This is a genomic window from Carnobacterium divergens DSM 20623 (assembly GCF_000744255.1).
GTDB classification, from domain to species: Bacteria; Bacillota; Bacilli; order Lactobacillales; family Carnobacteriaceae; genus Carnobacterium; species Carnobacterium divergens.
On the sequence record NZ_JQLO01000001.1, the window covers coordinates 2312371 to 2325247 of the forward strand.

The 12877-nt window shown below is 35.1% G+C and carries 11 protein-coding genes; 4 read left to right on the forward strand and 7 right to left on the reverse strand.

Annotated features, from left to right (window positions below):
• Positions 1–138: 138 nt before the first annotated feature.
• The 7 genes from BR52_RS11045 to dnaA form a co-directional block, all read right to left on the reverse strand.
• Complete coding sequence (locus BR52_RS11045; RefSeq protein ID WP_034572699.1) at positions 139–672, reverse strand: lytic exoenzyme target recognition domain-containing protein; 534 nt, start codon at positions 670–672, stop codon at positions 139–141.
• A gap of 378 nt (positions 673–1050) precedes the next feature.
• On the reverse strand, positions 1051–3537 hold the full coding sequence (gyrA, locus tag BR52_RS11050; protein ID WP_034572702.1) for a DNA gyrase subunit A: 2487 nt from the start codon (positions 3535–3537) through the stop codon (positions 1051–1053).
• 64 nt (positions 3538–3601) lie between these two features.
• Positions 3602–5518, reverse strand: coding sequence for a DNA topoisomerase (ATP-hydrolyzing) subunit B (gene gyrB, locus BR52_RS11055; RefSeq protein ID WP_115588690.1), 1917 nt, complete (start codon positions 5516–5518; stop codon positions 3602–3604).
• Positions 5519–5541: 23 nt separating this feature from the next.
• Complete coding sequence (gene recF / locus BR52_RS11060; protein WP_034572707.1) at positions 5542–6663, reverse strand: DNA replication/repair protein RecF; 1122 nt, start codon at positions 6661–6663, stop codon at positions 5542–5544.
• Positions 6663–6905, reverse strand: coding sequence for a S4 domain-containing protein YaaA (gene yaaA, locus BR52_RS11065; protein WP_034573893.1), 243 nt, complete (start codon positions 6903–6905; stop codon positions 6663–6665). The genes recF and yaaA overlap by 1 nt, the downstream gene beginning before the upstream one ends.
• Before the next feature lie 277 nt (positions 6906–7182).
• Positions 7183–8325 (reverse strand): DNA polymerase III subunit beta, encoded by a 1143-nt coding sequence (gene dnaN, locus BR52_RS11070; RefSeq protein WP_034572710.1) that lies wholly within the window; start codon positions 8323–8325, stop codon positions 7183–7185.
• Between the two features lie 265 nt (positions 8326–8590).
• Positions 8591–9931 (reverse strand): chromosomal replication initiator protein DnaA, encoded by a 1341-nt coding sequence (gene dnaA, locus BR52_RS11075; protein ID WP_034572712.1) that lies wholly within the window; start codon positions 9929–9931, stop codon positions 8591–8593.
• A 656-nt stretch (positions 9932–10587) separates the two neighbouring features.
• Between dnaA and rpmH the strand changes: the two genes are divergently transcribed.
• The 4 genes from rpmH to jag all read left to right on the forward strand — a co-directional run bounded on the left by rpmH (position 10588) and on the right by jag (position 12827).
• Positions 10588–10722, forward strand: coding sequence for a 50S ribosomal protein L34 (gene rpmH / locus BR52_RS11080; RefSeq protein ID WP_034572715.1), 135 nt, complete (start codon positions 10588–10590; stop codon positions 10720–10722).
• Between the two features lie 113 nt (positions 10723–10835).
• The gene (gene rnpA, locus BR52_RS11085; protein ID WP_034572718.1) at positions 10836–11174 is read left to right on the forward strand and encodes a ribonuclease P protein component; all 339 of its coding nucleotides are present in this window, start codon (positions 10836–10838) and stop codon (positions 11172–11174) included.
• 37 nt (positions 11175–11211) lie between these two features.
• Positions 11212–12051 (forward strand): membrane protein insertase YidC, encoded by an 840-nt coding sequence (yidC, locus tag BR52_RS11090; RefSeq protein ID WP_034572723.1) that lies wholly within the window; start codon positions 11212–11214, stop codon positions 12049–12051.
• Positions 12052–12098: 47 nt separating this feature from the next.
• Positions 12099–12827 (forward strand): RNA-binding cell elongation regulator Jag/EloR, encoded by a 729-nt coding sequence (jag, locus tag BR52_RS11095; RefSeq protein WP_034572726.1) that lies wholly within the window; start codon positions 12099–12101, stop codon positions 12825–12827.
• Positions 12828–12877 lie beyond the last annotated feature (50 nt).

Consider the following 12877-nt stretch of genomic DNA (forward strand, 5'->3'; position numbering starts at 1 on the left):
CACTACTTTCCTGAAAATAAAGAACGGTAGTGTTTTTTATTTTAGGGATTATGTAAAGAACCACCCAAAAGCGGTTCTTTTTCGTTATTTTAGTTAAACTTTTAAAACAAAGCTTATTAACAAGCAATTTATTTACATCTAATAAAGCAAATCATTTTTATCCCATACAGATGCCCAAAAAGTACCTTGAGCAGTACTAAATTGACGCCAGTAATAACCATATTGCCATGCACCTGCCCCAGTATCTGTAATTTTACCAGAGTTAAAAGTTAAGGCTTGGCCGAATCCTTTTGTAACTGATGATGGAATACCATTGTCATACCAATTAAAGCCTACAGGAACTAGCTCATTTATTCTCCATTGATAGAATCCATACATTTCTTTATAATCATTGGCTCTGTAAACTTTTAAAGCAGCACGTGTTGCTATTCTATTCGATTGATTTGGTTGTTCTGTGGTTAAATTTTCTAATGGGAAAGGGATATTTTCTGAATTTCCATCTTTAGTAACTATGTTAATAGCCTCCATGTTTGATTCAGCACTTGGTATGAAATTTATATAATTACTATCATACGCAGCTGCTTCAGCCTTAAAATCATTAAATAATAATCCAGTGATACTTAATAATGATAAACCAAAAGTTAAACCTAGTACTCTCCATATTTTTTCCATAATATCTACCTCTTCCTTTTTAAATTCCCATCATTTTATAATGGTATATTAATATTAATGCATTCTTTTTTCAATGTCAACAGATAACCTATGGTTTTTTTATGAATAATTAATTTTTCTAAAATAATGAAAACTTATTTTCTTGATTTTTATAAAATCATCACATACAACTCTATTAAAAACAATAAATATGATCCTACATTTGCTTTAGATTTTAATTTAACTAAAGAATTATTAGTTACTATAACTGAGCTATTTCACAATTCATTTCATAAAATCATCATAAAAACTTACAATAAAAATCAGGCTAATTATCTCCTGTAAAACACAGAAAACAACTAGCCTGATTAAAAAATAATTTATTTATAAATCGTTTGGTTAAGCTTCATCATTTTGAACAGGTTTTTCTTCTGTTGCGGTTTCCTCTTCAATTGGTTCTGCTTCCACTTTTGCCATTGTTGACACGATTGCGTCTTCCCCAACACGAATCAAACGAACACCTAATGTTGCACGACCTGTTTGTGACACTGAGTCTACTTCGAAACGGATAATGACACCTGTGTTTGTTATCAACATGATGTCTTCGTCTCCATTAACAGTTGTCAAGCCTGCTAATTTACCGTTTTTCTCGGTAATGTTAGCTGTCTTGATTCCTTTACCGCCACGACCTTTAATTGGATATTCGCTAGCTTTAGTACGTTTTCCGTAACCATTTTCAGTAATTACTAATACTTCTGAGTCAGCTTTTAAAACGTCCATTCCAACAACATAATCATCTTCACGTAAACGAATTCCACGAACACCACTTGCGCTTCGTCCCATATCACGAACTGTGTTTTCATCGAAACTAACCGCATAGCCTAAATGAGTTCCGATAATCACATTTTGTTCGCCATTGGTTACACAAACATTCATCAATTCATCGTCTTCACGTAAGACAATCGCTTTTAGTCCATTGCTGCGAATATTAGAAAAGGCACTTACAGATGTACGTTTTACAACACCTTTAAGAGTTGTAAAGAATAGATAGGTGTCCTCTTCTGATTTTCCTTTAACGTTGATAATCGCTTGGATTTTTTCGCCAGAATCAATTCCTAGTAAGTTGATTGCTGGAATTCCTTTCGCTGTACGGCCGTATTCAGGAATTTCATAGCCTTTGGCACGGTATACTTTTCCGTTATTGGTAAAGAATAATAACGTATCATGTGTTGAACAAGAAACAAGATTTTCGATGAAATCATCATCGTGCATCCCCATTCCTTGAACACCACGCCCACCACGACGTTGCGCTCTAAATTCATTGTTTGGCAAACGTTTGATGTAGCCATTATGAGTCAAAGTAATCACGATATCTTCTTCTTCAATCAGATCTTCATCTTCTAGACTAAGAACTTCTCCTACAAGCAATTCTGTACGACGAGGATCGCCATATTTTTCTTGAATTTCTAGTAGTTCTGTTTCAATAATCGTATGAATTCGTTGACTGCTTCCTAAAATATCTGCCAAATCTGTAATTAATTCAATTAAGTCATTGTATTCAGCTTCAATTTTTTCACGTTCCAAACCAGTTAAACGAACCATTCGCATATCTAAAATTGCTTGTGCTTGTTTATCAGATAAACCGAAACGCTCGATTAATTCTGTTTTAGCCACATCACCCGTTTTTGAACCGCGAATAATTTTAATGATTTCATCAATGTGATCTAACGCAATTCGTAAACCTTCGAGAATATGAGCTCTTGCTTCAGCTTTTTGTTTATCAAATTGAGTACGACGACGAATAACGATTTCTTGATGCTCTAAGTAGTGGGTTAAAATGGATTTTAAACTCAATACTTTTGGGACACCGTTAACAATCGCTAGCATATTAAAACCAAAAGAAGTTTGCATTGGTGTCAATTTGTATAGATTATTTAAGACAACACTTGCACTAACATCACGTCTAACGTCGATAACCACACGCATACCATCACGATCGGACTCATCGGTTAAATCGGTAATACCTTCAATTCGTTTTTCACGAGCCAATTCAGCAATACGTTCAACTAATTTAGCTTTGTTAACCATATAAGGCAATTCGTTCACTATAATGCGTTCCTTGCCATTTTTACGTATTTCGACATCAACCTTAGCACGAATCATAATCGAGCCTCTACCAGTCTCATATGCGCGTCTAATGCCAGATTTACCCATGACCAATCCACCAGTTGGGAAATCAGGTCCAGGTAACACTTCCATCAAATCGGCTGTTGTTGCATCTGGGTCGTTCATCAAAATATGCAACGCAGAAATAACTTCTGATAAATTATGTGGCGGAATATTCGTTGCCATCCCAACCGCAATCCCTGTTGCACCATTGACTAAAAGGTTAGGAAAACGTGCTGGTAGCACTTCTGGTTCACGTTCCGAGCCATCATAGTTATCTTGATAATCAACTGTATTTTTATTGATATCACGTAACATTTCAACAGCAATTTTAGACATTCTTGCTTCGGTATAACGCATCGCAGCGGCACCATCACCATCGACAGAACCAAAGTTTCCGTGTCCGTCAACTAAGGTACTACGATAACTAAAGGGTTGAGCCATCCGTACCATTGATTCATAAATCGCACTATCGCCATGTGGGTGATATTTCCCCATAACGTCTCCGACAATACGAGCTGATTTTTTATAGGCCTTATCAGGTGTTACTCCAAGTTCGTTCATCCCATATAAAATACGACGATGAACGGGTTTCATCCCATCTCTAACATCTGGCAACGCACGCGCTACGATTACACTCATTGCATAATCTAAAAACGAGGTACGCATTTCTTCTGTCAGATTTTTTTGTGCAATCTTCTCTTTAAATTCCTCAGCCATTCGTTAAAATCCTCCTTGTGAGAAAAATTGGCTGCTAACTAACAGCCAATATCTTTTTCTATCCCTAGATATCTAGGTTTTGAACGTAAACTGCATTGTCTTCAATAAATTTACGTCTTGGTTCAACACGGTCACCCATTAACATTTCAAAAACTTCATCTGCTTCAATTGCATCATCGACAGTTACTTGTAGCATCGATCTGCTTTCTGGATCCATTGTCGTTTCCCAAAGTTGTTCCGCATCCATTTCTCCAAGACCTTTATAACGTTGAATTACAGGTTTTGGTTGTGCTGGAATTTCTTTTAGGTAATTTTCCAACTCTAAGTCAGAATCTAAATAGACCACTTTTTTCCCTTGTCGAACTTGATACAAAGGTGGTTGTGCAATGTAAACATAACCTGCTTCAACGACTGGACGCATATAGCGATAGAACAAAGTTAATAGCAAGGTTCTGATATGCGCGCCATCGACATCGGCATCGGTCATGATGACAAGCTTGTGGTAACGTGCTTTGGAAATATCAAAATCGCCACCAAATCCTGTCCCCATTGCCGTAAATAACGAACGAATTTCTTCGTTTGCTAAAATTTTGTCTAGGGAAGCTTTTTCTACGTTTAAGATTTTCCCACGAATCGGTAAAATCGCTTGGAATAAGCGTGAACGACCTTGTTTAGCAGAACCGCCGGCTGAATCTCCTTCGACAATAAAGATTTCGCTGATTTTAGGATCTTTGCTTGAACAATCGGCTAATTTACCTGGTAAATTACTGATTTCTAAGCCACTCTTTTTACGGGTTACTTCACGGGCTCTTTTAGCAGCTAAACGAGCTTTTGAAGCTAAAATCCCTTTTTCAACAACGCGACGAGCTACTTGTGGGTTTTCCATCAAGAACTTATCGAAATGAGCAGAAAATAGACGATCCGTAATAGTACGCGCTTCTGAATTTCCTAACTTAGTTTTCGTTTGACCTTCAAATTGTGGATCTGGATGTTTGATTGAGACAACAGCTGTCAATCCTTCACGAACATCTTCACCCGTTAAGTTTTCTTCGTTTTCTTTCATCAATTTATTTTTACGTGCATAATCATTGATGACACGAGTTAAAGCTGTTTTAAATCCAGACTCGTGTGTACCGCCTTCGTAGGTGTGAATGTTGTTAGCAAAACTCAATAAACTTGTATGGTAGCCGTCTGTATATTGCATTGCAGCTTCCACAACAATTCCTTGTTGTTCGCCTTCAATGTAAATAGGTTCATCAAATAATACATTTTTATTGTGGTTTAAGTGTTCAACATAACTCTTGATTCCACCTTCATAATGGAATTCACGTAAAGTTTCATGCTCAACACGTTTATCTTCGATAGAAATTCTCAAGCCCTTGTTTAAGAATGCTAATTCACGAACACGAGTAGATAATTTTTCAAATTCAAAGGTAGTTGTTTCAGTAAAAATCGTTGGATCTGGAATAAAATGGACAGTTGTTCCATGGCGCTCTGTTTCACCAATTACTTTTAAATCATCGACCACTTTTCCTTGATGGAATTCTTGGTAATGGATTTGACCGTCTTTGTAAACTTTAACGTCAAGAACACTTGATAACGCATTTACAACAGAAGAACCTACCCCGTGAAGTCCGCCAGAAACCTTGTATCCGCCTCCGCCAAACTTACCACCTGCATGTAAGACTGTAAAAACTGTTTCAACGGCTGGACGACCTGTTTTTGCTTGAATCCCAATTGGAATTCCGCGTCCATCATCGATAACGGTGATACTGTCATCTTCTTCAATAATGACTTTGATTTCAGTTGCAAAACCAGCTAATGCCTCATCAATTGAGTTATCAACGATTTCCCAAACTAAATGGTGCAGACCTTGTCCACTAGTTGAACCAATATACATCCCAGGACGTTTTCTAACCGCTTCTAAACCTTCTAAAACTTGAATTTGGCTAGCATCATATTCTTGTGCTAATGCCTTCATATCTTTAATTTCTTCAGACACGTTTATTCACTCTCCATTTCTACATGACCATCTGTTACGTGAAAAACACGAGGTGCTTCTAACATATTTTTCTTGATTCCATCCAAACTAGTAGTGGTTAAAAAAGTTTGAACTTTATTTTCAATTGCTTTTAGTAAGTGTGTTTGACGTTCGTCATCTAATTCTGACAATACATCGTCTAATAAAAGCAAGGGATACTCATCTGTCATTTCTTTCATCAAATCAATTTCTGCCAGCTTAACGCTTAAGGCTGTTGTCCGTTGCTGACCTTGGGAACCATACGTCTGCACGTTTTGTTGATTGACTATAAATTTCAAATCATCGCGGTGAGGCCCAACTAATGTGCTGCCTTGATCTAATTCGCGTTTTTTTACTTTTTCAAAGGCCGCTAATAAATCCAAATAAAGCTGATCTTTATCCGCCTTGTCGGTGGCCGTGATGGTACATTGATACTCAATTTGTAGCTCTTCTTTTTGTCTGGATATTTCAGCATGGATTGGTTTTGCCCAGCTTTCTAATTTTTGAACAAACAAAAAGCGTTCTTGCAAAATAGCTGCACCATGAGTAGCCAGTTGCTCGGTTAGCACTTCAAGAAAGGTTAAATCCTTCGCTTTTTTTAGCATCAATTGTTTTAGGTAATTGTTTCGTTGTTTTAAGATATGCTGATAATTCACCAAATGATGTAAATAGATTGGGCTCATTTGTCCCATTTCCATGTCTAAAAATTTTCTACGAACAGAAGGCGATCCCTTTACCAGTGACAAATCCTCTGGAGCAAATAAAATAACGTTTAACTTCCCAATATAATCACTGAGTTTTTTTTGCTCTAAATGGTTAAATTTGGCTTTTTTTCCTTTGCTTGAAATCGTAATTTCTAACGGAAAAGAAGTATTTTTCTTTTGAATGCGCCCTGTTAAACGAGCAAAGTCTTCTTGCCAATGAATTAACTCTTTATCATTTGAAGTCCGATGACTTCTTGTCATTGCTAAAACATAGATGGCCTCCATCAAATTCGTTTTTCCCTGGGCATTTTCTCCAAGAAAAACATTGATTCCTTCTGAAAAGGACACATCAGCTGTTTCATAATTGCGATAATTAGCTAATTTAATTTCTTCTAAATGCATTACAGTTCTTCCTCGGTCGTCTCTTTTTCTGATTGTACAAAAAAGCTGCCGACTTCTGGAATTTCAACTACTGATCCTGGGTAAATTTTCTTTCCTCGACGATTTTCAATTTCATTATCCAATAAAACAGTGTGCTCAGCTAAATACCACTTTGCCATCCCACCACTGCTAATTACATCGATATGCTTTAAAAGTTTACCCAGTGTAATGAATTCACTATCAATTAAAACGGCTTGTTTCACTTGATTCACCTGCTTTTCAATAAAATAAGCGTGGATGGTCTGCCAATCCACGCAATTTTTTAATCTGTATAAGAACATTATACTCTTTTTTTAACGACTTTACAAATAAATTAGGGAATTTTCATAGGTTATTCGCATTTTGTTCGAAAAACTCAAAAAGACCTTAAACCATCAAAAAAAGCTTAAAACGAAAAATAAGGGGTATTTTAATTGATGATATGTAAAAAATCCCCATTTTCCAAATAAAAATTCAGAAAATGAAGATTTTTAATTATTTTTAAAATGTACGAACTGGAGTAATCAATTGGATAAAGTTCTGATTGTCTTCACTTGGAACCAAAATAAAGGGACGAACAGGTGATGTAAATTTAATTCGGATATCCGTTTGACCAAAAGTTCTTAAAGCATCTTTCATATAATCTGGATTGAACGATAAATCAATCGACTCACCTTCAACTGAAATATAAGCTAATTCTTCTTTTACATTCCCAACATCTGGCGAATTTCCAGAAATCTCAACTAATTCAGGTGAAATTGAAATTTTAACAACGTTATTTTTACCTTCGTGAGATAGCAATGACGCGCGTTCAATCGAACCTAATAATGAACTTGCGTTAAAAACAATTTCTGTTGCAGCTGATTCAGGAATCAAACGAGCTGTATCTGGGTAATACCCTTCTAATAAACGAGAATAGAAATACATATTTTCAGTTTTAAATAAAACTTGATTTTCTGTAATCATCATTTCAATATTTTCATGACGTTCATCTAAAGTTCTTGATAATTCAATCAAACTTTTCCCTGGAATGATAATGTTGTATTTTTGATCTGCTAATGCTGAGCTTACTTCAAGTGGAATAATTCGTTGACTTAAACGATGACTGTCGGTAGCAACTGCTAGCAATTTGCCATTTTCAATGACCATATTAACTCCCGTTAAAATAGGGCGACTTTCATGAGTTGAAATAGCAATAACCGTTTGTCCAATAATTTGTTTAAATAAATTAATTGGCAACGAAAATGTTTCTTGCGTATCGATGACTGGCAAATGAGGATAGTTGTTTGCATCTAATCCATTAACAGTAAAAGAAGCATTGGCAGAAGTAATTAACGTTTGGAAATGGTCAAGAACTTCAATTTGCATCATTTCGTCAGGAAGTTTTTTTACAATTTCACTAAAGAAGCGAGCTTGCAACACAATGCTACCTGCTTGATCGATGGTTAAATTATTTTTTTCATCCTCGACAGGAATAAAGGCTTCAATGGAAATATCTGAATCACTTCCGGTTAATGTTAATCCTTCTTCAGAAGCTTGAATTTTAATTCCAGTCAAAATTGGAATGGTTGTTCTTGATGAGATAGCTCTTTGTACATCAGCTAAACTTTTTAAAAATTCACTTCGTTTAATTGAAAATTTCATTTTAATTGTACCTCCAAAATTAGTTTAATTTATTTAATAAATAAGATAGTAATAGTAGTAGGGCCTGTTAATACTGTGGAAAAGAATAATGAGCCTTAGAGACACTAAGTTTTCCACATGTGTATAAGTTGTGGAAAAAAGCGAGACAACTTCAGAAGTTGTCCACAAAGTCTTTTTTACCGAATGAGTGAAAATTACTAAAAAAAATGATATATCAACTATAGAAAATTAGTTATTTCAAAATTTTTTATACCATTTATAAAAATTAGGATTTTAACTTATTCTTGATTTCTTCAATATCGCGGCGTAATTCTTCATCCTTCGTTAATGCATGCTCAATTTTTTCATAAGCATGAATCACGGTTGTGTGATCCTTGCCACCAAATTCGGCTCCAATTTTTGGAAGTGAATTGGAAGTGAGTTCTCTTGAAAGATACATTGCAATTTGTCTAGGGACAACGATTGACTTAACTCGTTTCTTCCCTTTTAAATCGCTTAAAGGAATTTGATAGTATTTGCAAACTGTGCTTTGAATTTCTAAAATCGATAAAGTTGCAGGTTTACCTGAAGGAATAATGCTCTTTAACGCGTCTGCAGCTAAACTAGTTGAAATATCGCGACTTTCAATTGCCGCATAGGCTTGAACGCGGACTAAAGCTCCCTCAAGCTCGCGAATATTCGAATCGATTTGACCAGCTATATAACTTAATGTATCTCCTGGTATTTCTAAACGTTCTGCATTAGCTTTTTTGCGTAAAATCGCGATTCGTGTTTCTAAATCAGGTGGCGTAATGTCAACTGACAATCCCCAGGCAAAGCGTGATACAAGACGTTCTTGTAATTTAGGAATTTCGTTTGGCAAACGATCACTTGTTAGAACGATCTGTTTACGTTCATCATAAAGTGCATTAAACGTATGGAAAAATTCTTCTTGTGTTCCTTCTTTATCTGCAAAAAACTGGATATCATCCACTAATAATAAATCAACACTGCGGTATTCATTTCTGAACTTCTCTTGTGATTTAGTTTGGATGGAATTGATAAAATCGTTGGCAAAGGTCTCGCTACTTACATACTTTACTTTTGCATCTGGATTGATTAATAACATTTGGTGACCAATCGCATGCATCAAATGGGTTTTGCCTAAACCGACGCCACCATAGAAAAATAAAGGATTATAAATAGTACCTGGTTCTTCAGCGACAACAAGGGCAGCTGCGTGGGCCATTTGATTGCCTTTTCCAATAACGAAAGTATCAAATGTATACTTATCATTTAATTGAGCATCTTTTCGCACGGGCGAATTTTTAGCAAAAGAGTCACTTTTTCTAAGCACAGTTGTTTCATTTGGATCTTGTTCATTCTTAATGATAAATAATGGTGAAATCTCACGGCTCGAATATTCATAAATATTTTCAACGATTCGAGTGGCTAAATTATTTTCCCAATATTCTTTGTGTAAGGATGAAGGAACTTCAATAATAATGTTTTGGTCAGTGATACGGATAGGATGTGCACTTTCAATCCATGTATCATAACTGACTTTGGAAAGTGATTCTTTAAACTTTTCCTTTAAGTAGCTCCATAGGTTCTGTAAGTCATCCACAAAATGAACCTCCTTTATAAATGTGTCTTTTTTATTTTAGCATTTTATTGGAAAGTTTTCCACAAGTAGTTAAAATCTGTTGAAAGTTTATTCATAAGGTGTTTAAAAGTTATCCACAAGTCGAAAGTGGACAGTGGATAACTTATTTTAATTTCCGATTTTATTTTAATTGTGGATAAAAAATTGTTTGTTAGTGTAGACATACCAATTGTTTCACGGGTTATCCACAAATTTAACAAGGAAGTTTAAAAAGACTATACACATGTTGTTGAATTGTGGATAACTTAAATCTATCTTTTAGGTAACTTAAACTTAAAAAAAGTTGTTCTATATGACTGTGGATAAAAAAACGTAATTGTGGATTCTTTTTTCGAGGGTAAAATTTTATTTCAGAGATAAAAAAAGCCTTTTTTAAATAAAATATCATCCTCCAAGAATCGAGAAATACAAAAAATGAACAACTTTACAACAAATATTCTAAAAATAGGTTTCTTATTACGCCTATTTATGCTATTATATTTGAGTGAGTTAATAAAAATAGGCATGTTGTACTTGACAAGGCTATTTTATCTTCGTTATAATATTCAAGACTGTCTTGTGATGATATAAAATTTAGAAGCAACTAAGAGATAGTTTTTACAGGAGGTGTATCACGAATGAAAAGAACTTACCAACCTAAAAAACGTAAACGTCAAAAAGTACACGGTTTCCGTAAACGTATGAGTACAAAAAACGGACGTAGAGTATTACAAAGTAGACGCCGTAAAGGAAGAAACGTATTGTCTGCATAGATCACTGAACGTCTCAGTGGTCTTTTTTCTTTAGTAAATTTTATAAAAAATCTAAAAAAAAGACCTAAAAATCTTTTTTTTTCAGAAAAATGCAAGAGATGAGAGGTTGTTTTATGAGAAAGACCTATCGTGTCAAAAAGGAAGCTGATTTCCAAAAAGTTTTTCATAAAGGCGTTTCTACAGCAAATCGCCAATTTGTGATTTATGTGTTAGAAAAAAAAGAGCAAGCTCATTTTAGAGTGGGGCTGTCTGTTGGAAAAAAAGTTGGAAATGCAGTGACTAGAAATGCAGTTAAGCGTAAAATCAGACAAAGTATTACAGAATTAAAGCCAAATTTAAAACAAGACAAAGACTTTATTGTAATTGCTCGGATTCCTGCTGCAAAAATGACAACAAAAGAAGTCAAAAAGAGCTTAACACATGTGCTAAAACTAGCTAAAATGTTAAACTAAAAAAATAACTATCTACTATAGAAGTGAGGGAATTGATGTGAGTAAACGTAAGCGATTACTTATATTGGTTAGTTCAGTGCTTTTAATGGCTGTCTTAACTGGGTGTGGGAAAACAGGTTCGATTGATGCAAATAGTACAGGATTTTGGGACCATTACATTGTTTGGAATTTCTCAAGAGCAATTACGGGATTATCAAATATATTCTTTGGAAGCTATGGTTTAGGAATTATTTCATTTACCATTCTGATTCGAATTATTTTATTACCATTAATGCATCACCAAATGAAAAGTACACGTAAAATGAGTGATATGCAACCGCGATTAAAAGCGTTGCAAAAACAATACGCGTCAAAAGACACTGAAACACAAAATAAATTAAGAGAAGAAACACAAAAATTGTACTCTGAAGCAGGCGTAAATCCAGCGATGGGTTGTTTGCCAATGTTGGTTCAAATGCCTGTTTTGATGGCATTATATCAAGCTATCAGTCGTACTGAAGTTTTAAAAGCCGGTCATTTCTTATGGATGAACTTAGGAGAACGTGACCCGTATTTTATTTTACCGGTCTTAGCAGCTGTGTTAACATTTGCTACAACAAAGCTTTCAACCATGAGTCAAGCCGAATCAAACTCAATGACAAGCGCAATGTTGTACACGATGCCAGCGTTGATTTTATTTATGGGGGTTACACTACCAAGTGCGTTATCTCTTTACTGGGTAGTCGGAAATGCTTTTTCAGTAGGTCAAACCTTACTATTGAATAATCCATTTAAAATTAAAAAAGAACGTGATGAAAAAGTACAAGCAGAACGTGATCGTCAAAAAGCCTTAGAAAAAGCAATAAAACCGAAAAAGAAAAAAAATAAGAAAAGATAATTAGTTTGTTTAATAGGGAATCGACAAAAGAAATGGAGGGAAAACAGATGGAACAGTATACGGCTAGTGGAGAAACCGTAGAAAAAGCAATTGAAACGGGATTGAATAAGTTAGGGATTACTCGGAATGATGCGAGCATTACTATTATTTCAGAAGGCAAAAAAGGTATTTTTGGTTTTGGGAAAAAAGCCGCTATTGTTGAAATTACATCAAAACTTGAACCAAAGAATCAAGTCGAGCAAGAAATTCTTTTAGAAGAAAAAGTATTTAATGAAGAAAATTCTCTGAAAGAAGTTCTATTAAATGAACGAAATGACGATGTTGCGATTGATATTTCTAAAAAATATCTAGTCGATATTTTGACACAAATTGGTGCAGATGCAACAGTCGAAGAAGAACGTGTTGACGATAAAATTATCTTCCATGTGAAAACAGAAAAGCCAGGCTTAGTCATTGGGAAACATGGTAAAGTTTTAAATGCGCTACAGGCGTTGACACAAGTTCTCGTGCATCGACATGCTAAGAGTAAGTTAACCGCAATCGTGAACGTTGGCGATTACCGTGAGCGCCGTGAAACGATTTTAAAACAACTAGCAGAACGCACGGCTGAAAAAGTATTACGTACGAACCAACCTGTTTTTCTTGAACCGATGCCAGCTTTTGAACGTAAGCAAATTCATTTTTATTTAAGCAAAGATGGTCAAGTTACTACGCATTCAGAAGGCAATGAACCTCATCGCTATTTAGTTGTTGAACCTGTTAAGAAACGATTTTAATCAAAAAAGCCGCGACAACCAAGAATTTCTTGGTTGTCGTGGCTTTTTAA